This is a genomic window from Salinibacterium sp. NSLL17 (genome assembly GCF_015864935.1).
GTDB lineage: Bacteria > Actinomycetota > Actinomycetes > Actinomycetales > Microbacteriaceae > Rhodoglobus.
Window position 1 is genome coordinate 1 of the sequence record NZ_JADYWH010000003.1, and the last position, 25,542, is coordinate 25,542.

Genomic DNA, 25,542 nt, shown 5'->3' on the forward strand with positions numbered 1-25,542 from the left:
GCTTCACCCCAGGGCTTTCAAAACCTGTGTTGGCAACCTCCGCTGAAAGCGAAAGGCAACCTGTCTAACTTACCAGCTTCAGCGTTGCTGTCAAATCCAATGAAGCGAACCAGAACGGCACACAAACAACAGACCAACACACGCGTGAAGCGGGAAGACATCCAACGATCCGATGACGGAACCTACATGAGGAACTCCGCTACCTGACCGGACTAAAACTATAACAGATTTAGAGGATGGTGGCCCCCACTTGAGGCCGGAAACCTAGCAGCAGAACTGCCCGGGACTTCCGCACCTTTGGGGTGACAAGAGGAAACATTACGTGCATTCTCGACGCCCCACCAACACCGACTGCATCCCGGGCGTGTCACGAAGATGAGGGCCCGCAAACACTGCACTGTGGTCAGACCTTGCGGTGAAGGGTGATGGTTTTCGACGACCTTCGTCTGGGCACCAGGGTGAACTACTCCCGCGGCCGGACTTCGTAAACCAGGTGAGCGAACTGACCGACAGCAGCAGCTGACGTCAACCGCAGACGATCAGAACCCAGCATCCGAGGGAAAAGCGGCGCCCCACCGATGACCGTCGCGGGAGCGAACGAGATCGAGATCTCATCGAGAGCGCCGGCATCGAAGAACTGGGCGGCGAGCTCTCCCCCACCCACGATCCAGATGTCGCCATCACCAGCCGCTTCGCGAATGACGGGCAGGGCATCCGCAACACTGCCGTGGACGAAACGCACGTCTGCACCTTCCGGCACAGGCAGATCACGCGTAGTGAACACGAAGGTCGGCTTGTTGCCGAAATACTCTGCCCACTTGTGTGGCTGCGCAATCAGGTCTTCTTGCTTGAGCACCCACTCGTAGGTGGTCGACCCCTCGACCTGGACTGTCGCGGTAGGCGCAACCGCCGGCGCCTCGTCACTAGGCACCGCTAACAGCCAGTCGAGAGAATCACCCTCATCGGCAAGGTAGCCGTTGAGGGTGGACGCGGTTTCGAAAAGAATGCGTGACATGCGATCAGGGTACGGCCATCGGACGACACCGGCGGGCTGGGAACACTCAGCCGCGCCAGCCCTGGGTCTAGGAAGTGACGAAGATTCCCGCGAGAGTCTTCTTGCCGCGACGGAGAACCGCCACGTTTCCGGCGAGAAGATCGCCGCCAACCGTCGCTTGGTCATCCGCTACCGCAACGTTGTTGAGGTAAACGCCGCCCTGCGAAATTGCGCGACGTGCTTCACTCGCACTCGACACCAGCTTCGTGTCGATGAGCAACTGCACGATCGTCGCATCCGCTGCCGTCTCGACGTGGGCAAGTTCTCGCAATGCTGCGGCAAGAGTGTCGGCATCCAACGAGGCCAATTCGCCCTGGCCGAACAGAGCAGCAGAAGCAGCAATCGCCGCGTCCGTTGCCGCGCGACCGTGCACGAGAGACGTGACTTCGTACGCGAGAGTCTTCTGTGCTTCACGCCTAAACGGCGCCTCAGCGACAGCGGTCTCGAGGGCCGTAATCTGATCGCGCGACAAGAACGTGAAGATCTTCACGCGCTCAATGACATCCGCATCGTCGGTATTGAGCCAGAACTGGTAGAACGCGTACGGACTCGTCATATTCGAGTCGAGCCAAATGGCGTTGCCTTCGCTCTTGCCGAACTTGGTGCCATCTGAGTTGGTGATGAGCGGGGTACCGATGGCGTGAACGCTCGCGCCCTCAGCCTTGTGGATGAGGTCGCTACCGCTTGTGAGGTTGCCCCACTGGTCGCTGCCCCCGGTCTGCAATACGCAGTCGTAGTTGCGGTAGAGCTCCAAGAAGTCCATGCCCTGCATGACTTGGTAGCTGAACTCCGTGTAGCTGATGCCGGCGTCGCTGTTGAGGCGCGCGCTGACGGCATCCTTCTTGATCATCGTGCCGACTCGGAAGTACTTGCCGACATCGCGCAGAAAATCGATCGCGCTCATCGGCGCTGTCCAGTCGAGGTTGTTGACCATCCGCACCGCGTTGTCGCCCTCGGTGCTCAAGAACTTGGAGACCTGGGCTTGCAAGTAACTGACCCACTCGGCGACCGTTTCGTTGTCGTTGAGGGTGCGCTCGGCCGTGGGGCGTGGGTCGCCGATAAGACCGGTCGCTCCCCCGACGAGCCCGAGGGGCTTGTGGCCGGCCAGCTGAAGGCGGCGCAGCAGAAGCAGTTGCACGAGATTGCCCAGGTGAAGACTGGGTGCCGTGGGATCGAATCCGCAGTAGTACGTGATGGGGTCGCCATCGAGAAGCTTCTCAAGGGCATCCGCGTCGGTGGAGACATGCACGAGGCCACGCCACGTGAGTTCTTGCCACAGACTCTCGAAGGAGCTGTCGTTGTTCTGAGTACTGAGGGATTCTGATGCTGTCGCTGACACGTCATTAACCGTAGTGCCTAATACCGCAGTGGTGAGAGCAGCGAGAATGGCGGCATCCACAATGCTGAGGCACTGATTGTGGGGAATCAGGCTTGTGGACCTGATGTTGAAAAATCAATGCTGTAGCCTTTAGTTATGTTCGTGATTACAGCAGACCAACGAAACAGCCGCAGGAGCGCGGATGCCGTGGCTCATACCCTGCAGCGCATCAATATCGAGCGCGCGGATGACCTCGCCCTGCCCGCCGAACGCACCGCCGGAGACGAAGCCCAGATGCTGCTGACCTCGGCACAGGCCGCCCTCGACATCACGCTCGAACTCACCCGCACGGAACAGTGGAGCGTGGGAATCGGGATCGGAGCAGTGCCGCTCCCCTACGGAACCACGGTGCGCGCGACCAGCGGACGCGCTTTTCTCGCCGCCCGCGAAGCCATCGACCGCGCCAAAAAGAGTCCAGCCAAATGCGCCGTCGAATCCGACCCTTCGAGCGAGTTGGCTCACGACATCGAACCGCTCCTCGAACTGTTGATTTTGCTGCGCAACCGGCGCACCGCCAACGGTTGGGAACTCTACGACCTGCTCAGCACCGGCATCACTCAAGCCGATGCTGCTGAACGACTCGGCATCTCGCCACAGTCAGCCAGCCAGCGCGCGCTTGTCGCCGGACTACGCACCGAAGAAGATGCCGTTCGAGCTCTTGCGAACCTGCTCGACAAAGCACACAGTGGAGTAGTAACCGACAACGCGCTCAGCGCAGAGGAAGGCACGTCATGATCGGCTGGTGGATCGCGGTACTCGTTCTCACAATCGGAGCGATTGGTGCATCCATGGTTGCGGCCCGCACCGACAAGTATTGGCTCGCCACCGTCTCACTGCTGCCCGTCGGAATTGCCCTCATTCTGGGATCGACCGGAAACCCTTTACCGGGTGATGCCTCCGGACTCGTCATCTTGCTCAGCGCAGCCCTCGTCGCCCTCGCGACCATTGCGGGTAGCCCCCTCGTGGCACTCGTGCTCTCGCTTGCCTCGTATCCGGCACCCCGTGGTGAGCACGGCGGCATTCTCGTGATCGACGCCGACTCGCCCCTGCCCGAACGCGAAATCTTGCGCGGCGGAACCACGATCGGTTACCTCGAACGCTTCGCCTTCATCGCCTCGTTCATGGTGTGGCAGCCCGGCGCGATCGCCGTCATTGTCGCCGTTAAAGGACTCGGTCGTTTCGCCGAACTGGAAAATGCGGCCGCGCGCGAACGATTCATCATCGGCACCCTCGTGAGCCTGGTGTGGGCCGGCTTGTGCACCGCGGCGCTGCTCGTCGGACGCTAAACCCGCTCGAGGGTCTTCTGCCTACGGCTGCTGCTGCGCGCTTTCGCTGAGCGACTCGGGAGGCCGCGGCTTCTCGACCCATGTCACGAGCACCACCGAGACGATCATCAACAGGAGCCACGAACCAAGCTTCGCGATCGATACGAGTTCCCAACCGTCCGACTGATTCGGGTAAACCCACGCATTCGACCAGGTTGCCACGTTCTCCGCGATCCAGATGAAGATCGAGACCAGCACGAAGGCCACGAGCACGGGCATCCGGAATCGCGCGCGCGAGACTCTGACGTGCATGACCGTTCGCCACCAGACCACTGCGATCGCCGCAAACAGGAACCACCGGGCATCGACGATGAAGTGATGGCTGAAAAAGTTGATGTAAATCAGCGTGGCCAGAATGGCCGTGATCCAGCGCCGGGGGTAGCGATCGAAGCGGAGCTCGAAAAGGCGGAACACGCGCACCATGTACGACCCGACCGCCGCGTACATGAAGCCGCTATAGAGCGGGACGCCGAAGATGTGCAGCACGCCGTCGCCCTCATAGGTCCACGATCCGGCATCCGTTTTGAAGATCTCCATCATCGTTCCCACAATGTGGAACAGGATGATAACCCGCAGTTCGCGCAGTGTCTCCAGCTTGAAGACCACCATGAGAACTTGGATGGCGAGAGCAGCCAACACCAGAAAGTCGTTGCGGGCGAGGGCCGCCGACTCTGGATACCAGAGGCGAGTGAGCACGAGAACGGCGAGTAGTGCTCCCCCGAACACGCAAGCCCAGGCTTGCTTGAGCACGAACACCGTGAACTCAATAGCCCACGTGCGGAGGCGCTGCGACCGCGCGCTCGTGCTGGCGGATTGCGGGTTCGCGGCCGCACCGCGCACCCGGTCGAGACGCCGATGCGCCCACTCATCAATCCGCTGCTCAAGCGGTGTGAAGCGGGCCATTAGCTGCGCTTACGTTTCGCTGCGGGGCGATACGGAGACACGCTCGGCTCCCCCGGAATCCAGAAGCGCCACGGATACTCGTCGGTGCCGCCAACACCCGCAACGCCCGTGCGCGGACCAGCGCTAAACAGAGACTGCGACCGAGGCAGTTCTAGGCGGACACGACCCGACTCCAGGTTGGTTCCCGCGTCATCCAGCCGGATGCCGAGCGCCACCGCGAGGCGTGCTGGCCCCATAGCGAGATCGGCCGGCTTCTTGGATGTTGCGCGACGTTCGGCCGCGACATCCATCCCCTCGATCACTTCGCCAGCACGTAAAAGGATTCCTGAGGCGACGCCCTCAGGCATGCACACCACATTCGCGCACGTGTGCATCCCGTAGGTGAAGTAGGTGTAGAGATGGCCGGGCGGGCCGTACATGACGGCATTGCGCTTGCCCGGCCCTCGAAAAGCGTGAGAACCAGGATCGACTTCGCCCATGTACGCCTCGACCTCGGTGAGCCGCACCGCGACCTCACCGACGCGCACGACAGCACCCAGCAAGAGCGGAGCAACCTCAGTCGCCGGCCTGCTGAGCAGTTCGAACACGTCTAGCGGATGACCTGCGGATCGAGAGCAGACGCGAGCACGCGAACACGCTCGGTGAGCTCGGCACGCTGCTCCGCAACGCGCACGGGAGCAGTTCCGCCGACGCCGGCACGGCTCGACACCGAACCCTCCACCGTAAGAACCGCGCGCACATCACCCGTGAGGTGAGGTGAAATGGCGGCGTAGTCGTCATCGGTCGGTTCGTGAAGTTCAAGCGAGTTGTCTTCACAGAAACGTACGAGGGAACCGCTGATTTCGTGAGCCTCACGGAACGGAACATGCTGGCGAACCAGCCAGTCCGCGACATCCGTCGCCAAGGAGAACCCCTGAGGCGCAAGCTCGGCCATGCGCTCAGTGTTGAAGCGCAGCGTTGCCACCATGCCAGTGAACGCCGGCAAGAGCACTTCGAGAGTCTCGACGGAGTCGAACACGGGCTCTTTGTCTTCTTGAAGATCGCGGTTGTACGCGAGCGGCAACGCCTTGAGCGTGGCAAGCAGGCCCGTGAGGTTACCGATAAGACGACCAGACTTGCCCCGAGCCAGCTCAGCGATGTCAGGGTTCTTCTTCTGGGGCATGATCGACGACCCCGTGGAATACGCGTCATCGAGCTGCACGAAATCGAACTCGCGCGTGTTCCAGAGAATGATCTCTTCACTGAGTCGCGAAATGTCAATGCCGAGCTGCGCGGTAATGAACGCGAACTCTGCCACGACATCGCGGCTCGCGGTGGCATCGATCGAGTTTTCGGTGGGGCGAGCAAGCCCCAGCTCCCGAGCGACCAGCGCGGGGTCGAGCCCCAACGTGCTGCCCGCAAGCGCACCAGAACCATACGGCGATGTGGATGCGCGAACTTTCCAGTCCCGCAAGCGCTCGAGCGTGCGCACCAGAGGCCACGCGTGCGCGAGCAAATGATGCGCGAGCAGCACTGGCTGCGCATGTTGGAGGTGGGTACGACCCGGCATGATGGCCGCATCGTGCTTCTCAGCCTGCGCCACAATTGCGTCAATCAGGTCGACAACCATCGCGGCAATTGCGCCCGCATGGTCGAGCAGGTACATGCGCACCAGAGTGGCGATTTGGTCGTTGCGGCTGCGTCCGGCACGGAGCTTGCCTCCGACCTCAGCCCCCGCACGCTCGATGAGCCCACGCTCGAGAGCGGCGTGAACATCTTCCTCGGATTCGAGGGCGGTAAAACTGCCATCGGCAACGGCTGCACTCAACGATGTCAGGGCATCCGTCATCGTTTCGAGCTCAACGTCGTCGAGGTACCCCGCGGCCGCGAGCGCAACAGCGTGCGCTCGCGAACCGGCGAGGTCATACTGCGCAAGCTGCCAGTCGAAGTGAGTTGATTTGCTCAACCGGGCAAGCTCAGGTGAAGGGCCACTTGCGAAGCGGGCTCCCCAGAGTTGTCCCTCACCAGTTTCGGCAGATTGCGCCATGATTAGCCCTGCTTTGCGTCGCGACGAGCCGAGATCTTGCTCGGCAGTGACCAGAGTTCGATGAAGCCCTTAGCGAGCGACTGGTCAAACGTGTCACCGGTGTCGTAGGTGGCGAGGCTGAAGTCGTAGAGGCTCTGCTCTGACTTGCGGCCAGTCGGTACCGCACGGCCAGCGTGGAGTGTCATACGGATTTCTCCGCTGACATAGCGCTGGGTGTCGTCGATGAACGCGTCAAGTGAACGCTTGAGACCTGAATACCAGAGTCCGTCGTACACGAGGTTCGACCATTCGGCCTCAACTCCACGCTTGTAACGGGAAAGGTCACGCTCGATCGTGAGTGACTCAAGCTCTTCGTGGGCGGCGATAAGAGCCATCGCGCCGGGAGCTTCGTAAACCTCACGGCTCTTGATACCGATGAGGCGGTCTTCGACCACGTCGATGCGGCCGATGCCGTGCTTGCCCGCGAGCGCATTCATGTGCTCAACGATGGCGAGAGCCGACATCGCGACGCCGTCGATGGCGACAGGAATTCCGGCTTCGAAAGTGATGGTCACTTCGTCGGCGGGCAGACCAGCGGCAGGATCAGCGGTGTACTCGTAAAGCTCTTCGATCGGAGCGTTCCACGGGTCCTCAAGGAATCCAGTCTCGACAGCGCGACCCCAGACGTTCTTGTCGATCGAATAAGGGCTCGCGGCGGACTGGCGAATCGGAAGGTTGTGCTTTTCGGCGTAGATGATCGCCTTGTCACGGGTGAGCGCGAGGTCGCGGACCGGCGCGATGCTCGTGAGGTCGGGGGCGAGAGCCGCAACAGCTGCCTCGAAGCGAACCTGGTCGTTGCCCTTACCGGTGCAACCGTGAGCGACGCTGTCAGCGCCGAGAGCCTTGGCTGTGAGTGCAAGGTGACGCGAGATCACCGGACGGCTAAGAGCCGAAACCAGTGGGTAACGCTTCTGGTACAACGCGTTTGCCTTGAGTGCTGGCATCAGGAAGTCATCAGCGAACTCATCTTTGGCATCGATAACGATCGACTCAACAGCACCACAGTCAAGTGCGCGCTGACGGATGTCATCCATGTTTTCGCCGCCCTGGCCGACGTCAATCGCGAGCGCGACGACCTCTTTGCCTGTGGCGTCCTTGAGCCAGCCGATACCTACTGAAGTGTCGAGTCCGCCCGAGTAGGCGAGAACTACGCGTTCTGACATATGTTTTTCTCCTTGACGTCGTGAATCAGTTTAGGGAACTACAACGGCGGCTTCATGCCGCCAAAAACTAGGCAGCCTGTTCGAGCAACCAAATCATGAGTGCCTTCTGGGCGTGCAGGCGGTTCTCTGCCTCATCCCAGATGACACTTTGCGGACCGTCGATCACGTCGGCCTCAACCTCATACCCACGGTCAGCAGGCAAGCAGTGCAAGAAGATCGCGTCTGGCTTAGCGAGCGCCATCAGCGCAGTGTCGACCTTGTATGCACCAAGAGAAGCCACGCGAGCGGCCTTCTCATCTTCTTTACCCATCGACACCCACGTGTCGGTGACAACAACATCCGCACCCGTCACGGCTTCAGCCGCGTCGGTGAGAATTGAAATCGAACCACCCGTGGATGCCGCGATCTTCTCCGCGTCAGCGACGACATCCGCCAACGGTAGGTAATCTTCGGGGCACGCGATGCGCACGTGCATTCCCGCGGTGGCGCCAGCGAGCAGGTAGGAGTGCACCATGTTGTCCGCACCATCACCGAGGAACGTGACGGTCAAGCCCTTGAGCGCACCCTTGTGTTCCCGGATCGTGAGCAAGTCAGCGAGCAACTGGCACGGGTGGAACTCGTCGCTGAGAGCGTTGATCACGGGAACCTGGGTTCCGTGCGCCATCTCGATGAGTCCCTCTTGGCCATAGGTGCGCCAGACAATAGCGGCGACCTGACGCTCAAGAACACGAGCCGTGTCTGAGGCTGTCTCCTTACCGCCGAGCTGACTGTTGGCAGTCGAAATGATGAGCGGCGAACCACCGAGGTCGGCAATACCGACGGCGAACGACACTCGCGTGCGGGTCGACGACTTGTCGAAGATCACAGCAACGGTCTGCGGACCCGCTAGCGGCTTGCGCCCCCAACGGTCGGCTTTTACTTTTTCGGCGAGATCGAGAATTTCGAGTTGCTCAGCCGGGCTGAGGTCATCGTCACGAAGAAAATGCCTGGTCATGATGCCTCCGTAGATGCTGTGTTGGTTACTTCGTTCAGCACCGTGCTGAACGTGTCAATGAATTCGGCGATTTCGGCATCGCCAATAATGAGGGGCGGAGCGAGTCGGACTGTCGACTCGTTGGGGGCGTTGACGATCAGCCCGTGATCGAGTGCCACTGCCACTACTTGCTGAGCGACGGGCTGCGAAAGCCCAATACCGATCAGGAGACCGCGACCGCGCAACTCACTCACCAGCGGTGAGCCGATCGCGTCGATAGCCGAGCGCAGCTCGGCGCCTCGCGCGGCAGCGTTGGCGACGAGATCAGCATTCTCGATGTGCTCAAGCACGGCGTTGCTCACGGCACACACGAGCGGGTTTCCGCCAAAAGTGGTGCCATGCTGACCCGGCTGCAGGAGCGCGGATGCCGCCCCGAAGGTCACGAGAGCACCAATAGGCACTCCCCCGCCAATCCCCTTCGCGAGCGTGATCGCGTCAGGAACAATGCCGCTCTCTTGGAAGCCGAACCAGTCTCCCGTGCGTCCGGCGCCGGTCTGAATCTCGTCGACGATGAGCAGCACACCGTGTTGGGTGGTGAGTTCTCGCGCTGCTTGGAGGTAGCCCTCGGGCAACGGCTGCACGCCGGCTTCACCCTTGATGGGCTCCACAAAGAGTGCTGCGACATCCGGCCCGATCGCTGCGGCGAGCGCCTCGATGGTGGTGTCGATGAAATCAACGTTAGGCATCAGCGGTTCGAAGGGTTCGCGAAGCGCAGTCTTGCCCGTGATCGACAGCGCGCCGATCGAGCGACCGTGAAACGAGTCGTTCAACGAGAGGATGCGGAGGCGACCAGTGCGCCGCGCCAATTTAACGGCCGCTTCGTTTGCTTCGGTGCCCGAGTTAGCGAAGAAGACGCGCCCTTCGTCGCCCGCCCCAGAAATGCGAAGGAGACGTTCGGCGAGTGCCAATTGTGGTTCGGTCGCGAAGAAGTTCGAGACGTGAAGAAGGTTGGCCTGGTTCGTGAGCGCACCCACGACGGCAGGGTGATTGTGGCCGAGAGAGTTCACGGCGATACCGCCGAGAAAGTCGAGGTAGCGCTTGCCATCGGAATCGAAGACGGTGCAGCCTTCACCGCGCACGAGCTCCACCTTCGGCACACCGAACGTGTTCATCATGCGATGGGCGTAGTCATCTTTCCAAGTCATGCGGGTACCACCTCGGTGCCAATTCCATCTTGCGTGAATACTTCGAGCAGGATCGAGTGCGGGGCACGACCATCGATGATGGCGGCCTTCGGAACTCCGGCATCCACCGCTTCGAGGCAGGCGGTCATCTTCGGGATCATGCCCGATTCGAGGCTCGGCAGCAGCTCACGCAGCTCGTCAGTGTTGATGATCGAGACGAGCGACTCGCGGTTGGGCCAATCGCTGTACAAGCCAGCAACATCCGTGAGGATGACGAGCTTGGCAGCGTCGAGCGCAATCGCCAACGCCGCCGCTGCAGAGTCAGCGTTCACATTGAGCAAACCCGAAGCGTCATCGGCGATCTCGCCTGCTTCTTGAGCCAGCGTGGAGACAACAGGGATGTTGTCACTCGCCAACACGTCGAGCACGCGCTGAGGATCAACCTCAGTGACGTTACCGACGAGTCCGAGATCGACGCGCTTGCCTTCGATTTCCTTGATCATGCGCTCACCGATGAACAGGGAGTGCTCATGCCCGGCAATGCCGTTAGCGAGATCTCCGTGCTCATTGATGAGATCAACGAGTTCTGCACCCACCTGGTCGGTGAGAACATCCCGCACGACGTCAATGGACTCTTCTGTCGTCACGCGGTAGCCAGCACGGAACTCCGATTCGATACCGCGAATCTTGAGTTCCTTGGTGATCTGGGGGCCGCCGCCGTGAACAATCACGGGGCGAACACCAGCAAGACGCAAATAAACCATGTCTTGCACAAAGGCACGCTTGAGTTCGTCGTTGATCATGGCGTTGCCGCCAAACTTCACCACAATGATGCGGTTGCGAAAACGCTTCAACCACGGAAGTGCCTCAATAAGCACTCCCGCCTTGGTCATGGCCTGCTCGTGTTCAGCGCCGTGGGTAAAAGCCGGCATCAGCTGGAGTACGCGCTGTTCTCATGCACGTAATCGTGCGTGAGGTCGTTGGTCAGGATGGTCGCTTCGGCATCACCCGTCGCGAGATCGATCAGCACGTGCACAGCACGGCCCGTGAGATCTACCTCGTCACGTGAACGATCGGGGGCGCCCGCGTGGCAGACCCGCACACCGTTCATCGACACATCGACCGCGTAGGGGTCGAAGGCAGCATCCGTGGTTCCGATCGCGGCCAGCACCCGACCCCAGTTGGGATCGTTGCCGAAGATCGCGGCCTTGAAGAGATTATTGCGAGCAACCGAACGGCCGACCACAACAGCTTCGTCTTCACTGAGCGCGCCCACAACTTCGATGCGGATGTCGTGGCTTGCGCCCTCAGCATCGCCCTGCAGTTGTTCGGCCAGATCGCTGCAGACGCTCGTGACAAGTGCGGCAAACTCTGCAGCATCCGGAGTCACGCCCGAGGCACCGGACGCCATCAGTGTTACTTGGTCGTTGGTCGACATGCAGCCGTCGGAGTCGAGACGGTCGAAACTCACGCGAGTGGCTTCCCGCAGGGCCGCGTCAAGGTCTGCTGCGGCGACAACGGCGTCAGTGGTGATGACTACGAGCATTGTCGCGAGGCCTGGCGCGAGCATCCCTGCCCCTTTGGCCATGCCGCCGACGGTGTAGCCGGTGCCGGTCGCGACAGTAGTTTTGGGCTTGCTGTCTGTGGTCATGATCGCGAGCGAAGCGTCGGTGCCGCCGTCAGCACTGAGCGCACTGACCGCTGCCGACATTCCGGCGAGCACTTTGTCTTGCGGAAGCGGTTCGCCGATAAGACCGGTCGAACAGACGAGGATGTCGCCCGCCGATGACCCGAGCGCTTCAGCAACGTGCTCTGCCGTAGCGTGCGTTACCTGAAAACCCTGCGGGCCCGTGAAGCAGTTGGCTCCGCCCGAGTTGAGGGCGATCGCCGTGGCGATGCCATCGTCGATGACCTGCTTGGACCAGATGATGGGATGAGCCTGCGCACGATTGCTCGTGAACACGGCGGCTGCATCGAAGCGTGGACCACGGTTGACGACGAGGGCGACGTCGAGCCCACCGCTCGCCTTGAGACCCGCTTCGACTCCGGCTGCTTCGAATCCTGCGGCTGATGTGACACTCATGGTGCTACTCCGTCCAGCGCCAGACCGAGGGTTTCCTCAAGGCCCAACGCAATATTTGTCGATTGAATGGCGGCGCCTGCGGTGCCCTTAACAAGATTGTCGATTGCACTGACCACGACTACACGGCGAGCGGCTTCATCAACCGCAAGCCCGATCAGGGCCGTGTTCGCGCCCAACGTATCAGCGGTGCGCGGGAACTGGCCTTCGGGGAGGACATGGATGAACGGCTCGTCGGCATACGCGGTTTCCCACGCTTCCCGAATCTGAGCTGCGGTGACCCCGTCGGCGAGCTTCGCGGTGGAGGTCGCCAAGATGCCGCGTGACATGGGCACGAGAACGGGAGTGAACGAGACCGTCACCGTCTCCGCGCCGGCGACCTTCAAGTTCTGCGCGATCTCCGGAGTGTGGCGATGAGTGCCACCAACGGCATACGCCGAAGCAGAGCCCATCATCTCGCTCGCCAAGAGGTTCACCTTCAGGCTCTTGCCCGCTCCCGAAGGCCCAACCGCAAGAACGGCCACAATATCTTCTGGCTCGATCAACGCGGAACGGATGCCGGGAGCTAATCCCAGCGTGATGGCCGTCACGTTGCAGCCGGGCACCGCAATACGCTTCGAACCGGCGAGGACTTGACGTTGCGTTCCCCCGGCGGCATGCAGCAGTTCGGGCATCCCGTAGTCCCAGGCACCGTAGAACTCGCCGCCGTAGAACGCAGCCCAGTCGTCTTCACTGGTCAGGCGGTGATCGGCCCCACAGTCCACGACGAGAGTGTCGGGGCTGAGCTCAGCCGTCAACGCTCCCGACTTGCCGTGTGGCAGAGCAAAGAAAACAACATCGTGGCCGGCGAGCACTTCGGGCTCCGTCGGCTGGAAAACAAGGTGCGCGAGAGACCGCAAGTGCGGTTGCACATCGATGAGACGCTGACCGGCGTTACTAAACGCGGTCACTGTCGTGACATCGAACTCAGGATGGGTGGACAGCAGGCGAAGAAGCTCGCCACCGGCATAACCGCTGGCACCGGCCACAGCGACCGAAATTGACATGGAATTACCTTCAGTGGGTTCGGAATCGAGAACACTTGCGGCGGCGAATCACACACGACCTCGTGGGTTGTGGCGAAACTCCGCCTATCGTCGCTCGTCAGCCCCGCGGAGAACCGGCGAAGACGGCACCACAAAGCTCAGCGAGAATCGCTGGCTGCAAGTGCGGGAGTCGGTCACATTTATAGAGTAGTGCCCAGAGCGCACGGCAGGCTAATCGACAAACGCAGAAAGCCGGTTGCTACTCAGTGAGTGGCAACCGGCTTTCGCCGTAACTGGCGGTTACTCGCGCAGCTCAGCGGCTACGCGTTCGCCGGCGAGAGCAACCGCGGCGTTCTTTGCATCTGTCGCTTCTGCCTGAGTGAGAGTGCGGTCGCTGGCACGGAAACGCAGCGCAAAAGTCAGCGACTTGTGTGACTCCGGGATGCCGGTGCCACGGTAGTCATCGACAAGCCGCACGTTCTCCAAAAGTTCGCCTGCACCCTCGCGAATGATGGCCAACAACTCGCCAGCCTGAACAGCCACCGGCACCACGAGAGACAGATCTTGCGTAGCGGCCGGGTAGGAGATGATCGGCGTCGCAGCGATATCTTCAGCAGCACTCGTGATCAGCACGGTGAGGTCGAGCTCAAGAACCGCAACAACGCGCGGCAAATCGAGTTCAAGAGCCAAAGCAGGAAGCAATTCGCCGGCATAGCCGACCGTGTGGTCGCCCACGCGAAGCTCGGCGGTGCGACCGGGGTGCATCGCCTGATGGCTCCCCGTCACGACGTTGATGTCGACCGAGAGAGTTGCCGCCAGCTGCTGAACCGTGGCGAGAACATCCGCAAGCCCGCGAGAGAGTGGCTGCTGGCCAGGCTGGCGCGTAACAGCATCACCGAGGAACAGCGCGGCAACGTGCCAGGGCTGTTCGGGGATGCTCGCGCGCAGTTCGGCGAGAGCGGCGTCGCTGGGCAGCTCATAGCCGAGCGGCAACGAGGTACTTCCGTAACGGTGGCCCGCTTCGGGCAGGAACACTGTTCCGACTTCAAAGAGAGCAAGGTCCGTGAGCCCGCGAGAGACATTGCGGTGCGCGATTGCTGCGAGGCCCGGTAGCAACGAACGACGCAGGGTTGCGGCATCCGGGTCCAAGGCGTTCGCGAGTTTGATCGTGGTCGCTCCCCCAGCTTCCGGCGAACCAAAGAGATCGTTTGAGTGCTGAGAGATGAACGGGTAGGCCAAGACCTCGGTGAGGCCGGATGCCGCGAGGCTGTTAGAGACGGTGCGTCGCAAGCGCTGGGCGCGCGTGAGCCCGCGGCCCGGAGGGGCTACCGGCAGGACAGCCGGAATACGGTCGTAGCCCACGATGCGGGCAACTTCTTCGACGAGCGTGGTCTTATCACCGAGGTCGGGACGCCAACTCGGAGGGGTCACGCTCCAGCCAGTGTCAGTAACCGTGACTTCAGCGCCAATTGCCTGAAGCGAATCGGTGATCTCATCAGCGGAGTAGTTCACACCGATGAGGCCCTGAGCGTAGCCCTCGGGCAGGTCAACGACATCTGCAGCATGGTCGGCGAGCAGGTCGCTGCCGAGCTCGTCGACAGTTCCGCCACCCAACTCGACCAGCAGCTCGACGACGCGCGCTGCGGCCGCGGGAGCGACCAACGGGTCAACACCGCGCTCGAAACGACGCGATGCTTCACTGCCGAGCTTGTGACGACGAGCCGTGCGCGCGATCGAGATCGGTTCGAAGTTGGCAGCCTCAATCAGAACGTTGGTGGAGGCATCCGTGATTTCAGTGCTTGCCCCGCCCATGACGCCAGCCAAGCCGATGGGGCCGGACTCATCGGTGATGAGCAGGTCTTCGGGATTGAGCGTGCGCGACTTGTCGTCGAGGGTCGTGAGGGTCTCCCCCGCCTGAGCACGGCGAACCGTGAGGCCACCGGCTACGCGGTCGAGGTCGTACGCGTGAATCGGCTGCCCGAGCTCGAGCATCACATAGTTCGTGATGTCGACAGTGAGCGAGATCGAGCGGATGCCGGCAAGCGTCAACCGCGTAATCATCCACGACGGTGTTGGCTTGGTGACATCCACGTTCCGTACGACACGGGTAACGAAGGCTCGTACGCCGTCGCGCCCTCGAATGGGAGCGTTATCAGCGATGACCACGGGGAAACCGCTCGCCGCGGTAATCGTGGGAGCGTCAGCAGGGTCAGTGAAGGTCGCCCCAGTCGAGAGAGCGTATTCGCGAGCGACGCCGCGCAGCGACATCGCATAACCGCGGTCGGGCGTGACGTTGATCTCTACCGCGAAGTCGTCAAGGCCGAGCAGTTCAATCGCGCTCGTGCCGACCTCGGGGTCGAGACCTAGCGTGGACAGAACGAGGATGCCGTCGTGCTCGTCTCCGAGACCAAGCTCGCGCGTGGAGGCGATCATGCCGTCCGAGACGTGGCCGTAGGTCTTGCGCGCAGCGATCGGGAACGGGCCGGGAAGCACGGAGCCGGGCAGAGTAACTACGACTTTGTCGCCGACGACGAAGTTGTGCGCTCCACAGACGATGCCGCGAGGTTCGGCTTCGCCCACGTCGACCTGGCACCAGTTGATGGTCTTGCCATTGGACTGGGGTTCACCGACGAACTCGAGAACCTGGCCAACGACGACGGGACCAGAGATATCGAAGCCCTGAACGTCTTCTTCTTCGAAACCAACTTTAACGAGGGCGGCGTGAACGTGCTCGTGCGTAATGTCTGCGGGGATCTCAACGAATTCCCGCAACCAACTCATGGGAATTTTCATTAGACCACCATTCCGAACTGCTGGGAGAAGCGAATATCGCCCTCGACCATGTCTCGCATGTCATTCATTTCATTGCGGAACTGCAGCGTGCGCTCAATTCCCATACCGAAAGCAAAGCCTTGGTATTCGTCAGGGTCGATCCCGGCTGCACGCAGCACGTTGGGGTTGACCATTCCGCAGCCACCCCACTCGACCCAGCGGGCGCCACCCTTAGCGTTGGGCTGCCAGACGTCCATTTCGGCACTGGGCTCGGTGAAGGGGAAGTAGTTGGGGCGCAGACGAATCTGGGCGCCGTCGCCGAACATCGCGCGGGCGAGGTGCTCGAGCGTGCCCCGCAGGTTGGCCATGGTGAGGCCCTTATCGATCGCGATGCCCTCCAGCTGGTGGAAGACGGGAGTGTGGGTAGCATCGAGTTCATCGGTGCGGAACACGCGTCCGGGCGCAACGACGTACACCGGCAGTGGGCGCTCAAGCAGGGAGCGGATCTGAACCGGGCTCGTGTGCGTGCGCAACAGCAAGTGCGAGTCGACGGGGTCGATGAAGAACGTGTCTTGCATGGCCCGCGCAGGGTGGTCTTCGTCGAAGTTGAGCGCGTCGAAGTTGAACCACTCGTTTTCGAGCTCAGGGCCTTCCGCGACCTCCCAGCCCATGCCGACGAAGATGTCGCTCATGTGTTCCATGAGCAGGCTGAGCGGATGCCGGGCACCCTTCACATAGCGAGTGGCTACGGCCGTGACATCGACGGCTTCAGCCGCGAGCTTGGCTTGCTCTTCCGCAACCGCCAACTCGGCCTCGCGGGCGCTAAACGCGCCGTTGACGCGGCCGCGTGCTGCTCCGATGAGCTTGCCGGAGGTAGCGCGATCGGCGGGGGCGACGTTCTTCATCTGAGCGTTGAGCGCCGCAAGTGGCGAGCCCTCTGCAAGATGGGCGCCGCGCACCGTTTTGAGGTCGGCCATTGTCGCGGCGGATTCGATGGCAGCAAGAGCTGCTTCGACCGCTGCGGTTACCGCTGGTTCTGTGATCGGGGTGGGTTCAGACACAAGACCCGAGTTTAGCCGACACCACCACTGCTATTTTTGCGATTGTTCGCGTTTCCGCGTTGCATCGTGATCGCCCGTGTTCCTTCAGCTCCAGGCACCTTCGGGGTGTCTGGAGTGATCTTGCCGAGCTTCGGGCCACTACGTTTCGCCGCGTAGCGAGCGATATACGACAGCGTGAGGTTCATGACGAGATAGATCACAAAACCGACCGCAAACAGGGTGAAGAGATAGCGGCTGCCATAGAAGTTTTGAAGGTTCTTAATCGTTCGTGCAAGCTCGGGGTACGCAACGATGTAGGCGAGAGAGGTGTCTTTCAAGAGCACCACGAGCTGCGCGAGAATGATCGGAAGCATCTGACGGAATGCCTGCGGGAACTCGATGATGAAGCGGGTCTGAAGTGAGGTGAGGCCGACCGATAGCCCACCTTCGCGCTGCCCCCTGGGCAAGGAAATGATGCCCGCGCGCAATGCCTCGCCAATAATGGCGCCGTTATAGATAGCGAGCCCCAACACACCAGCCCAGTAGCTCCCGATCGAGAACAATAGGGAAACGAAGAGGATCAGCAACAGCAGTGGCATGCCACGGAAGAATTCAAGAAGCACGGAGGTGGGGATTCGAATCCACTTCGAGGCCGAGGTTCGCCCGAAAGAAAACAGAATTCCCACAACAATTGCCAAGACCGCAGCGGCACCGGCCATTTGCAGCGTCGCTAGCGCGCCGCGTCCGAAAGCGCCCCATAGTTCGGGGTCGCTAAGAATATCGAGGCGAGAAGGATCGAACATGCCGGGCTGCTCTGCACCATTCGCATTGGTGCGAGGGGCCGCAAGCACCAAGACAATCCACGTGAGACCGGCGAGGATGGCGACCGCCCCAATTACTGACGCAATAGTCGAATTGCGCTTGGTTTTGGGCCCAGGCGCGTCATATAGAACGCTCATGCTCATCGCAGCACCATGACCTTCTTCTCAATCGCTCCGGCTATGAGGCCGAGCGGAACGGTAATGACCAAATAGAGTGCCGCCGCATAAACCAGGGTGATCACGACAGCGTTGCCGTAATCGCGGGCGGCCTCGTACGTCCCTTTGAATAGCTCATTGACGAAGAAGATCCCAGCGACAGAGGTGTTCTTGGTGAGGGCGATAAAAACGTTGATGAGCGGCGGGACAACCATCCGGCTCGCTTGGGGTAAAACCACGAGGCCCACGGTTTGGGTAAAGCCCATTCCGATGCTCCGAGCAGCTTCAGCTTGGCCCACGGGGACACCGTTGAACCCAGAACGGATAGCCTCGGCAACGAATGGCGACGTGTAGAGCGTGAGGCCTATAACCGCTAAGAGGAAGAAGTCAAGATCAACACCGAGAATGGGAAGAACCGTCGAGCAAAAAAATAGAACGAGCAATAGCGGAATGTTGCGCAGCAGTTCGGTGTAAATCGTGGCGAACAATCGCAGCGAGGGAACCGGCGAAATACGCATCGTGGCGATCAAGATGCCGACGAAAAAGGCTCCGACCCCCGAGATTGCCAATAACAGGAGCGTCTGAAGAAAACCCTGAAAGTAAACCGGCGTGACGCCAATGATTGCGTCAATCGCGTTGGAGATGGCGTCCATCCAGAGCCTCCTGAAGAATTGTGGGCAGTAGCGTGAGTGGTGCTCGTCCGCGGCCTAGCCGCGAACGAGCACCGGAAACACTAGTTAGTTGCTGTAACGGTCAACAGCTGGCGGGGTCGGCAGCTTCAGAACCTGACCTGCAGTTGTGTTCCATGCCTCATCCCACGAACCGTCGGAGTACGAGGTCTCGAGCACATCGTTAATGTAGTCGCGGAACTCATCGTCATCGTGGCCAAGCCCGATGCCGTAAGGCTCCTCAGTGAACGGGTTGCTCAGAACTTCGAACTCACCAGGGTTCTGGTCGGCGAGGCCGGCCAAAATCACGTTGTCCGTGGTGACCGCAACAACGTTGCCGTTACGAAGCGGCTCGAGGCAGTTCGAGTACGTGTCAGTAGTGATGAGGTTGACGTCGTACTCAGCGATGTTCGCCTCTGAAGTCGAACCAGCAACGCTGCAGACATCCATGCCTGCGAGGTCCTCGGGGCCAGTGATGCCCTCGGGGTTACCGTCGAGGACGAGGATGTCCTGACCTGCGTTGTAGTACGGCCCGGCGAAGGAAATAACTTCCTTGCGATCGTCGTTAATCGTGTACGTGGCGATAACGATGTCAACGGTGCCGTTCTCGATGAACGTCTCGCGGTTGGCAGAAACTGTCTCTACCCACTCGATGTTGTCTTCGCTAATACCGAGCGACGACGCGATGATCTTGCCGATCTCTACGTCGAATCCAACAGGCTCGCCCGTCGGACCAACGAGACCGAACAGCGGCTGATCAAACTTGGTGCCGATGGTGATCGATCCTGCTTCAGCGAGGTCAGCCATGGTGGTGCCGGCTTCGAAATCGGGAACGACCATGTCGCTGTCGGTAGTAGACGAAGTGTCTGCTGCACACGCGCTGAGGCCAAGAAGGCCTACGGCGGCGATGGCAGAAATCATCAGACCTTTTTTGAGTCTCATGTTTTTCTCCTTGCTGCTGTGGGGATTACCCGCTGAGTTAGTGGGTAAGAATTTTCGAGAGGAAGTCTTGCGCTCTCGGAGATTGGGGGTTGGTGAAGAACTGTTCAGGCTCAGCCTCTTCGACAATTTCGCCATCCGCCATAAAGATGACGCGGTCGGCAGCCTTGCGAGCGAAGCCCATTTCGTGGGTGACCACAAGCATCGTCATGCCGTCTTTAGCGAGCTGCACCATGACATCGAGAACCTCGTTGATCATTTCTGGATCGAGCGCCGAGGTGGGCTCGTCAAGCAGGATGATCTTCGGGTCCATAGCGAGTGAACGGGCGATAGCAACCCGCTGTTGCTGCCCGCCAGAAAGCTGGGCAGGCATCTTGGAAGCCTGGTTGCCGATACCAACGCGGTCGAGCAGCTCCATCGCGTGCTTGTCAGCCTCAGCCTTGGAAATCTTGCGCACACGGCGCGGGCCAAGCGTGACGTTCTCAAGAATCGTCTTGTGAGCAAAGAGGTTGAAAGATTGGAACACCATACCGACGTCTGCGCGCAGCTTGGCGAGGCCAGCCCCCTCTTCGGGAAGCAACTTGCCATCAATAGTGATGGTGCCGTCGTCAATGGTCTCGAGCCGGTTGATCGCACGACAGAGCGTGGACTTTCCCGAACCACTTGGCCCAATAACGACAACTACCTCGCCACGTTTAATCGTGGTGGAGATGTCTTTGAGCACGTGCAGCTCACCGTAATGTTTGTTGACGTGGTCGATAACGACCAGAGGTTCACCGCTCTGCGCTGCCATTCACCAAGATAAACACACGCCTACAACGAGGGTCAATCGACGCGCCTAGATGTAACACGGTCGTGACACTAAATCACGAGCACCGGTGTCGATTAGTTGCTGCGTTGCGCGAAAGCACTCTCATACAGGCAGACGGATGCCGCAGTAGCCAAGTTCATTGACTCTGCATGTCCGTAGATCGGCACCGAGATAACCCAATCAGCCAACGCATAGTGCTCGTCAGTCAGACCACGAGCTTCATTGCCAAACAGCCACGCCGAGGGCTTATCGAGAACGCCCTCATTGCGAGCCGCCAACAAGTCGCCCCCCTTGATATCGGCGGCAAGAACACGCATGCCCTCGCCCTTGACGCGCTCCAGCACCGCTTCGAGCTCGGCACCGACGGCAACGGGAAGGTGGAACAGTGAGCCCGTCGTCGCGCGAACAACCTTGGGGTTGTAGAGATCAACACTGCGACCGGTAAGGATCACGCCGTCGGCACCAGCGGCATCCGCGGCTCGGATAATCGTGCCGGCGTTGCCAGGGTCTCGAACCTCTTCAAGAATGGCGATCAACTTAGGCCCGCCAGACAGAAGATCTTTCATCGACGTCGGGAACTGTCGGCAGACGGCAAGAATGCCTTGAGGGGTGACGGTGTCAGCCATTGTCTCGAGCACCTGCTCAGAAACAAACTCGATCTCGATCTCCGCTGCTTCAGCGGCACGAGCGAGATCGCTGTGGCGTTCGAGAGCGGTAGGAGTGGCGTAGAGCTCGACCAAAAGATCCGGGCGAAACTCGAGAGCTTCAGCTACGGATTGGGGGCCTTCCAAGAGAAAAAGCCCGGTCTCTGACCGGGCGCTCTTCTTTGCAAGTTTGGCCACTGCTCGTACACGTGGCGAGCGCGGGTTATCAATCACGCTCCTAACCCTAAGCTCGCGCCCCGCACATACGAGAATCGGCACGCTGTAGGGACCAAATTGGTCGCTACAGCGTGCCGATTGCACGAATAGTTGTGCGGCTAGTTACGCAGCCGAACGGGGTGCCGACGTGTCAGCAGGAAGTGCAGCCTTAGCGGTTGCAACCAGCGACGCGAACGTGGCGGGCTCGGTGACAGCGAGGTCAGCGAGGATACGACGGTCAACCTGCACACCAGCAAGGTTCAGACCCTGGATGAGACGGTTGTAGGTGAGGCCGTTGGCACGCGATGCAGCATTGATGCGCTGGATCCACAGGCGACGGAATTCACCCTTGCGGGCGCGACGGTCGCGGTATGCGTATACGAGCGAGTGCGTGACTTGCTCTTTTGCCTTGCGGTACAGACGCGAACGCTGGCCGCGGTAACCCTTTGCGCGTTCGAGGATTACCCGACGCTTCTTGTGAGCGTTTACCGCCCTTTTAACTCTTGCCATGATGTATTCCTAAACCCTTTACTTACCGAGAAGCTTCTTGATTGTCTTGGCGTCCTGCGGCGCAATGACCTGATCCTGGTTGAGTGCGCGCTTACGCTTGCTGCTCTTAACCTCGAGGTTGTGTCGCATACCCGCCTGCTGCTTCATGACCTTGCCGCTACCGGTGACCTTGAAACGCTTCTTGGTGCCTGAGTGCGTCTTCTGCTTAGGCATCTTTCTCCTCTTTCTCTGGAACTTCTGCCTCACGAGGCTTCTTGTTAGCTACCTTGCGGGCCTCGGCTTCAGCCTTCGCCGTTGCCTTGGTCTTGTGTGGGCCAATAATCATGACCATGTTGCGACCGTCGATAGTCGGTGTCGATTCGATTGAACCGAACTCCGACACATCTTCGGCAAACTTCTGAAGCAAACGCACACCCTGATCGGGGCGAGACTGCTCACGGCCACGGAACAAGATCATTGCTTTGACCTTGTCGCCGCCTGCGAGGAATCCCTCGGCGCGCTTGCGCTTAGTTTCGTAGTCGTGCGTGTCGATCTTGAGACGGAAACGAACCTCTTTGAGAATCGTGTTCGTCTGATTACGACGAGCTTCTTTCGCCTTCTGCGCCTCTTCGTACTTGAACTTGCCGTAATCCATGATCTTGGCAACGGGAGGCTTAGAGCTGGGAGCAACCTCGACCAAATCAAGATCTGCCTCTTGGGCGAGTTTGAGGGCGACGTCAATGGAGACGACACCGACTTGTTCGCCGCCGGGTCCGACAAGACGGACCTCAGGGACTCGGATTCGGTCGTTGGTACGGGGATCGCTGATGCGTGTTCTCCTAACATTTCGTGGTGCGCGGCTAAACGGTAGTCGTCTAGTCAACGCAGTTCGGCGGATGCCGTGGCACGAAAGAGGATCGTCACGCAGCGAATGCTGCATCACCCTTTAAAGCTGCCCAGTCGACATCCGGAACAATGCGCAGATTCGAACACGAATTATGCGTACTGCACCGCCAGCGAACTGTGCGGGGTGTAACTACCCGGTAACCTTATATGCGGTTGACAGGTGGGAGAATCTCCACTTTCGTATCCGGGGCGAGCCCCGGGCCTGCATAAGAATAGCAGAGCGAACCCCAATAAGCGAAGGACATCATGAGCGAGCCCACCCACGACGAAACAAATGAAGCACGCGACATCTCAGAAGTGCCCGCAGTCGAGGTAATAAACACCGTCGCCGTGCACATGCTCAGCGCTGCCGCCGTGAAACTCGGCCTCTCTGATGGACCGGATGCGGAGTCCGAAAAGGACCTCGACGAGGCCCGCAAACTGATTACCGCTCTCGCCGGCCTTGTCACTGCCGCGGCTCCCGAAATCGGCGACCACCACGCTCGGCCCCTGCGCGACGGACTCCGCTCGGTTCAGCTCGCATTCCGCGAAGAATCACGGTTCCCCGACGCCCCCGGCAAGGGACCAGGCGAAAAATACACCGGCCCCGTCAACTAAGACAGCGCCCGCTAGTTACCGTCAGCTAGTGGGCAAGTCAGCGGCTGGTGCGCGAACGACCTGGACTGCGAGCGAATCGACCGACTGGGCGATGAGTTCAGAAGCACTCCAGCGTTCGCGCATCCTATCCATGACTGCATCTAGCGTTTCGCGGTCGAGCCCCTCGCGCATCGCAATCTGAACGACCAGCTCTGGGCCGTGCAGCCGAGCGCCGGGGTCACCGGCAAGAAGCTGGATATCAACGACGAACTCTTCACCCTGTGCGGATGCCGCGAACTCATCACGCACATCGGCACGCAAGAAGCTCGGCGTCCACGCAACAGACTGGGCGATCGCCCATACTGCCGGGCGCCGAAGGATGAACTCGCTGTCGCTCAGCGGATCGATGATCACGAGGTCAGTGTTTTCACTCGCGGCCGCCAGCGCAACACGAGTGCCTGCCGCCGGCACCGGCCGAGCATCCGGGTTCCACGCCTTCATGGCGTCAACGGAGCTGAAGACGGGCAAGACGGCGCGACCATCCGGACCAGTAACGGTGACGATGGAAAGCTCTTGGGTCTTGTCGACCGTGAGACCCTCGGGAGTGGTGCCGGTCTCCCCCGCTTTGGCAAGCAAGGGGATCAACAGTCGAGACACACGAACCTGATCTACGACCTCTGCCTCGGTGGCATCGCCAGCATGAAAGCGCGTGATGGTCGCCATCAAAGCCTCGGGCGCACTGCCGTCATCATCCGGTGACGAATTGGGCTCGAACGAACGGCCCTCCCAGGGGACACCTGCAGAATCCGTTGAGTTCGTTTCAGCGCCCATGTCAGCTCCCGTGTCAGTGCCTAGGTCAGTACCGGTGTGAGTTACCGCGAGACGATCCGCTTAGTGCGACGAGACGTCGAGGGCTTCAGCGAGCGTGAATGCCTTGGCATAGAGAGCCTTGCCGACGATGGCGCCCTCGAGGCCCTGAGGAACAAGCTCGCGCAACTCGATGAGGTCGTCCAAGCTGGAGACTCCCCCTGAGGCGATGACCGGGCGATGCGTGCGCTCCATTACCTGACGAAGCAATTCAATGTTGGGGCCCTGCAGCGTGCCGTCTTTCGTGACGTCAGTGACCACGTAGCGGCAGCATCCAGCAGATTCCAGGCGGTCGAGGACCGTCCAGATGTCGCCACCCTCTTGAGTCCAACCACGAGCAGCCAACGTCGTGCCACGAACGTCGAGGCCGACAGCAATTGCCTCTCCGTACTCGGCGATGACGTGAGCAGCCCACTCGGGGTTCTCCAACGCTGCGGTGCCCAGATTGATGCGCTTTGCGCCAGTGGCAAGAGCTGCTTCCAGCGACTCGTCGTCGCGGATGCCGCCCGAAAGTTCGATATTGACGCGCTTGGGCGTTGACTTGATGACCTTCTTGATCATCGCGTGGTTGTTGCCACGACCGAAGGCAGCGTCGAGATCCACAAGGTGGATCCATTCGGCACCCTGATCGACCCAATCGTGAGCCGCAGCGCACGGGTCGCCGTAGCTCTTCTCAGTGCCTGCCTCGCCCTGTGTGAGGCGCACGGCCTTGCCGTCGGCTACATCCACTGCCGGAAGCAGGGTAAGACCGGGGGTTTTGTTGAACTCGCTCATAGATACGCTCTCTAAAGACCTGACCGCGGAACGCCGCGCACAAGCATCCGATACTAGTGCACGCAGAACACGCGCAAAATCAGAGGGTCTTCAACCAGTTGCCTAGCAGTCGGATTCCAGCTTCGCCCGACTTCTCCGGGTGAAATTGAGTGGCAGTCAAAGGTCCGTTTTCGACCGCGGCCAAGAAGCGCCCGCCGTGGTCTGCCCAGGTGAGCTTTGGCTGCGGAAAAGGCGGCTGAACGTCAAGCGTCCACTGCTGTGCGGCATAGGAGTGCACGAAATAGAAACGCTCATCCCGCACCGAATCGAACAGCGTCGTATCTTCGGGAGTTTCGACGGTATTCCACCCCATGTGAGGCAAAACCGGAGCGGGTAACTTTTCTACAACACCCGGCCACTCATTAAGGCCATCGGTCTGAATTCCGTGTTCGTCGCCCGAAGCGAAGAGCACCTGCATCCCGACACAGATGCCCATAACCGGCCGACTGCCCGTGAGGCGCTTCTCAATGATCGCGCCACCGCGCACGGACTCGAGCGCCGACATCACCGCTGCGAAAGCGCCAACGCCCGGCACGAGGAGCCCGTCGGCGGCTTCAGCGACAGAGCGATCCGCACTCAAACGCACGTTCGCGCCAGCAGCCTCGAGAGCCTTCGCCGCCGAATGAATGTTGCCGGAACCGTAATCAAGGATGACAACCGAAGGAGCAACCACT

General features: G+C 60.4%; 27 protein-coding genes. 3 read left to right on the forward strand and 24 right to left on the reverse strand.

Translation table 11 applies throughout. The features are described 5' to 3' along the window. Positions 1–463: 463 nt before the first annotated feature. Together I6E51_RS12905 and tyrS are read right to left on the reverse strand one after the other, a co-directional pair. A complete protein-coding gene (locus I6E51_RS12905) occupies positions 464–1,015 on the reverse strand; it encodes a dihydrofolate reductase family protein (protein ID WP_197110583.1) in 552 nt (183 codons plus the stop codon). Positions 1,016–1,082: 67 nt separating this feature from the next. Further along, positions 1,083–2,393, reverse strand: coding sequence for a tyrosine--tRNA ligase (tyrS, locus tag I6E51_RS12910; protein ID WP_197110584.1), 1,311 nt, complete (start codon positions 2,391–2,393; stop codon positions 1,083–1,085). 186 nt (positions 2,394–2,579) lie between these two features. On the opposite strand from tyrS, the gene I6E51_RS12915 reads away from it, so the two are divergent. Continuing rightward, positions 2,580–3,167: a DNA-binding protein gene (locus I6E51_RS12915; RefSeq protein ID WP_307783994.1), complete on the forward strand. Its 588-nt coding sequence runs from the start codon at positions 2,580–2,582 to the stop codon at positions 3,165–3,167. After that, entirely contained in the window at positions 3,164–3,718 is a 555-nt protein-coding gene (locus I6E51_RS12920) for a hypothetical protein (protein WP_197110585.1), read from the forward strand. The genes I6E51_RS12915 and I6E51_RS12920 overlap by 4 nt, the downstream gene beginning before the upstream one ends. Before the next feature lie 21 nt (positions 3,719–3,739). Here I6E51_RS12920 and I6E51_RS12925 read toward each other — a convergent pair whose 3' ends face one another. The 19 genes from I6E51_RS12925 to infC form a co-directional block, all read right to left on the reverse strand. Further along, positions 3,740–4,660, reverse strand: coding sequence for a DUF817 domain-containing protein (locus I6E51_RS12925; RefSeq protein ID WP_197110586.1), 921 nt, complete (start codon positions 4,658–4,660; stop codon positions 3,740–3,742). Continuing rightward, positions 4,660–5,247: a DNA-3-methyladenine glycosylase gene (locus I6E51_RS12930; RefSeq protein WP_197110587.1), complete on the reverse strand. Its 588-nt coding sequence runs from the start codon at positions 5,245–5,247 to the stop codon at positions 4,660–4,662. Before I6E51_RS12930 ends, I6E51_RS12925 begins: the two co-directional genes overlap by 1 nt. Before the next feature lie 2 nt (positions 5,248–5,249). After that, the gene (argH, locus tag I6E51_RS12935; protein ID WP_197108625.1) at positions 5,250–6,686 is read right to left on the reverse strand and encodes an argininosuccinate lyase; all 1,437 of its coding nucleotides are present in this window, start codon (positions 6,684–6,686) and stop codon (positions 5,250–5,252) included. 2 nt (positions 6,687–6,688) lie between these two features. Next, the gene (locus I6E51_RS12940; protein WP_010205232.1) at positions 6,689–7,888 is read right to left on the reverse strand and encodes an argininosuccinate synthase; all 1,200 of its coding nucleotides are present in this window, start codon (positions 7,886–7,888) and stop codon (positions 6,689–6,691) included. 67 nt (positions 7,889–7,955) lie between these two features. Then, positions 7,956–8,882: an ornithine carbamoyltransferase gene (gene argF, locus I6E51_RS12945; RefSeq protein ID WP_197110588.1), complete on the reverse strand. Its 927-nt coding sequence runs from the start codon at positions 8,880–8,882 to the stop codon at positions 7,956–7,958. Further along, entirely contained in the window at positions 8,879–10,066 is a 1,188-nt protein-coding gene (locus I6E51_RS12950; RefSeq protein ID WP_197110589.1) for an acetylornithine transaminase, read from the reverse strand. The genes argF and I6E51_RS12950 overlap by 4 nt, the downstream gene beginning before the upstream one ends. Further along, on the reverse strand, positions 10,063–10,977 hold the full coding sequence (argB, locus tag I6E51_RS12955) for an acetylglutamate kinase (protein ID WP_100390107.1): 915 nt from the start codon (positions 10,975–10,977) through the stop codon (positions 10,063–10,065). Before argB ends, I6E51_RS12950 begins: the two co-directional genes overlap by 4 nt. Next, on the reverse strand, positions 10,977–12,128 hold the full coding sequence (gene argJ / locus I6E51_RS12960) for a bifunctional glutamate N-acetyltransferase/amino-acid acetyltransferase ArgJ (protein WP_197110590.1): 1,152 nt from the start codon (positions 12,126–12,128) through the stop codon (positions 10,977–10,979). The genes argB and argJ overlap by 1 nt, the downstream gene beginning before the upstream one ends. After that, positions 12,125–13,171 (reverse strand): N-acetyl-gamma-glutamyl-phosphate reductase, encoded by a 1,047-nt coding sequence (argC, locus tag I6E51_RS12965; RefSeq protein ID WP_197110591.1) that lies wholly within the window; start codon positions 13,169–13,171, stop codon positions 12,125–12,127. Before argC ends, argJ begins: the two co-directional genes overlap by 4 nt. A 279-nt stretch (positions 13,172–13,450) precedes the next feature. Next, the gene (gene pheT / locus I6E51_RS12970; protein WP_197110592.1) at positions 13,451–15,943 is read right to left on the reverse strand and encodes a phenylalanine--tRNA ligase subunit beta; all 2,493 of its coding nucleotides are present in this window, start codon (positions 15,941–15,943) and stop codon (positions 13,451–13,453) included. Then, entirely contained in the window at positions 15,943–16,983 is a 1,041-nt protein-coding gene (gene pheS / locus I6E51_RS12975; protein ID WP_197108645.1) for a phenylalanine--tRNA ligase subunit alpha, read from the reverse strand. Before pheS ends, pheT begins: the two co-directional genes overlap by 1 nt. Before the next feature lie 11 nt (positions 16,984–16,994). After that, on the reverse strand, positions 16,995–17,927 hold the full coding sequence (locus I6E51_RS12980) for an amino acid ABC transporter permease (RefSeq protein ID WP_197110593.1): 933 nt from the start codon (positions 17,925–17,927) through the stop codon (positions 16,995–16,997). Further along, the gene (locus I6E51_RS12985) at positions 17,924–18,592 is read right to left on the reverse strand and encodes an amino acid ABC transporter permease (protein ID WP_197110594.1); all 669 of its coding nucleotides are present in this window, start codon (positions 18,590–18,592) and stop codon (positions 17,924–17,926) included. Before I6E51_RS12985 ends, I6E51_RS12980 begins: the two co-directional genes overlap by 4 nt. Before the next feature lie 84 nt (positions 18,593–18,676). Beyond that, a complete protein-coding gene (locus tag I6E51_RS12990) occupies positions 18,677–19,549 on the reverse strand; it encodes a glutamate ABC transporter substrate-binding protein (RefSeq protein WP_197110595.1) in 873 nt (290 codons plus the stop codon). Between the two features lie 37 nt (positions 19,550–19,586). After that, complete coding sequence (locus I6E51_RS12995; protein WP_231600173.1) at positions 19,587–20,315, reverse strand: amino acid ABC transporter ATP-binding protein; 729 nt, start codon at positions 20,313–20,315, stop codon at positions 19,587–19,589. Between the two features lie 116 nt (positions 20,316–20,431). Continuing rightward, positions 20,432–21,235 carry an RNA methyltransferase gene (locus I6E51_RS13000; RefSeq protein ID WP_197110597.1) on the reverse strand — a complete coding sequence of 268 codons (804 nt, stop codon included), beginning with the start codon at positions 21,233–21,235 and terminating at the stop codon, positions 20,432–20,434. Between the two features lie 105 nt (positions 21,236–21,340). Next, positions 21,341–21,727, reverse strand: coding sequence for a 50S ribosomal protein L20 (rplT, locus tag I6E51_RS13005; RefSeq protein ID WP_009771944.1), 387 nt, complete (start codon positions 21,725–21,727; stop codon positions 21,341–21,343). Between the two features lie 18 nt (positions 21,728–21,745). Then, the gene (gene rpmI, locus I6E51_RS13010) at positions 21,746–21,940 is read right to left on the reverse strand and encodes a 50S ribosomal protein L35 (RefSeq protein WP_197108656.1); all 195 of its coding nucleotides are present in this window, start codon (positions 21,938–21,940) and stop codon (positions 21,746–21,748) included. Further along, the gene (gene infC, locus I6E51_RS13015) at positions 21,933–22,535 is read right to left on the reverse strand and encodes a translation initiation factor IF-3 (protein ID WP_307784019.1); all 603 of its coding nucleotides are present in this window, start codon (positions 22,533–22,535) and stop codon (positions 21,933–21,935) included. Before infC ends, rpmI begins: the two co-directional genes overlap by 8 nt. A gap of 323 nt (positions 22,536–22,858) precedes the next feature. Between infC and I6E51_RS13020 the strand changes: the two genes are divergently transcribed. Next, positions 22,859–23,209 (forward strand): DUF1844 domain-containing protein, encoded by a 351-nt coding sequence (locus tag I6E51_RS13020; RefSeq protein WP_197108658.1) that lies wholly within the window; start codon positions 22,859–22,861, stop codon positions 23,207–23,209. Between the two features lie 21 nt (positions 23,210–23,230). Here I6E51_RS13020 and I6E51_RS13025 read toward each other — a convergent pair whose 3' ends face one another. The 3 genes from I6E51_RS13025 to hisH all read right to left on the reverse strand — a co-directional run bounded on the left by I6E51_RS13025 (position 23,231) and on the right by hisH (position 25,541). Further along, positions 23,231–24,019: an SseB family protein gene (locus I6E51_RS13025; RefSeq protein ID WP_197110598.1), complete on the reverse strand. Its 789-nt coding sequence runs from the start codon at positions 24,017–24,019 to the stop codon at positions 23,231–23,233. Between the two features lie 60 nt (positions 24,020–24,079). Beyond that, the gene (gene priA, locus I6E51_RS13030) at positions 24,080–24,829 is read right to left on the reverse strand and encodes a bifunctional 1-(5-phosphoribosyl)-5-((5-phosphoribosylamino)methylideneamino)imidazole-4-carboxamide isomerase/phosphoribosylanthranilate isomerase PriA (protein WP_197108662.1); all 750 of its coding nucleotides are present in this window, start codon (positions 24,827–24,829) and stop codon (positions 24,080–24,082) included. Positions 24,830–24,908: 79 nt separating this feature from the next. Then, on the reverse strand, positions 24,909–25,541 hold the full coding sequence (gene hisH / locus I6E51_RS13035; protein ID WP_197108664.1) for an imidazole glycerol phosphate synthase subunit HisH: 633 nt from the start codon (positions 25,539–25,541) through the stop codon (positions 24,909–24,911). Position 25,542: the final 1 nt, after the last annotated feature.

Bases quoted from the DNA above. Each gene is read 5' to 3' on its own strand.
- I6E51_RS12905 (WP_197110583.1), bottom strand. From the start codon at position 1,015: ATGTCACGCATTCTTTTCGAAACCGCGTCCACCCTCAACGGCTACCTT.
- I6E51_RS12920 (WP_197110585.1), top strand. From the start codon at position 3,164: ATGATCGGCTGGTGGATCGCGGTACTCGTTCTCACAATCGGAGCGATT.
- I6E51_RS12925 (WP_197110586.1), bottom strand. From the start codon at position 4,660: ATGGCCCGCTTCACACCGCTTGAGCAGCGGATTGATGAGTGGGCGCAT.
- argH (WP_197108625.1), bottom strand. From the start codon at position 6,686: ATGGCGCAATCTGCCGAAACTGGTGAGGGACAACTCTGGGGAGCCCGC.
- I6E51_RS12940 (WP_010205232.1), bottom strand. From the start codon at position 7,888: ATGTCAGAACGCGTAGTTCTCGCCTACTCGGGCGGACTCGACACTTCA.
- argF (WP_197110588.1), bottom strand. From the start codon at position 8,882: ATGACCAGGCATTTTCTTCGTGACGATGACCTCAGCCCGGCTGAGCAA.
- I6E51_RS12950 (WP_197110589.1), bottom strand. From the start codon at position 10,066: ATGACTTGGAAAGATGACTACGCCCATCGCATGATGAACACGTTCGGT.
- argB (WP_100390107.1), bottom strand. From the start codon at position 10,977: ATGCCGGCTTTTACCCACGGCGCTGAACACGAGCAGGCCATGACCAAG.
- argJ (WP_197110590.1), bottom strand. From the start codon at position 12,128: ATGAGTGTCACATCAGCCGCAGGATTCGAAGCAGCCGGAGTCGAAGCG.
- argC (WP_197110591.1), bottom strand. From the start codon at position 13,171: ATGTCAATTTCGGTCGCTGTGGCCGGTGCCAGCGGTTATGCCGGTGGC.
- pheT (WP_197110592.1), bottom strand. From the start codon at position 15,943: ATGAAAATTCCCATGAGTTGGTTGCGGGAATTCGTTGAGATCCCCGCA.
- I6E51_RS12980 (WP_197110593.1), bottom strand. From the start codon at position 17,927: ATGAGCATGAGCGTTCTATATGACGCGCCTGGGCCCAAAACCAAGCGC.
- I6E51_RS12985 (WP_197110594.1), bottom strand. From the start codon at position 18,592: ATGGACGCCATCTCCAACGCGATTGACGCAATCATTGGCGTCACGCCG.
- I6E51_RS12990 (WP_197110595.1), bottom strand. From the start codon at position 19,549: ATGAGACTCAAAAAAGGTCTGATGATTTCTGCCATCGCCGCCGTAGGC.
- rplT (WP_009771944.1), bottom strand. From the start codon at position 21,727: ATGGCAAGAGTTAAAAGGGCGGTAAACGCTCACAAGAAGCGTCGGGTA.
- rpmI (WP_197108656.1), bottom strand. From the start codon at position 21,940: ATGCCTAAGCAGAAGACGCACTCAGGCACCAAGAAGCGTTTCAAGGTC.
- I6E51_RS13020 (WP_197108658.1), top strand. From the start codon at position 22,859: ATGAGCGAGCCCACCCACGACGAAACAAATGAAGCACGCGACATCTCA.
- I6E51_RS13025 (WP_197110598.1), bottom strand. From the start codon at position 24,019: ATGGGCGCTGAAACGAACTCAACGGATTCTGCAGGTGTCCCCTGGGAG.
- priA (WP_197108662.1), bottom strand. From the start codon at position 24,829: ATGAGCGAGTTCAACAAAACCCCCGGTCTTACCCTGCTTCCGGCAGTG.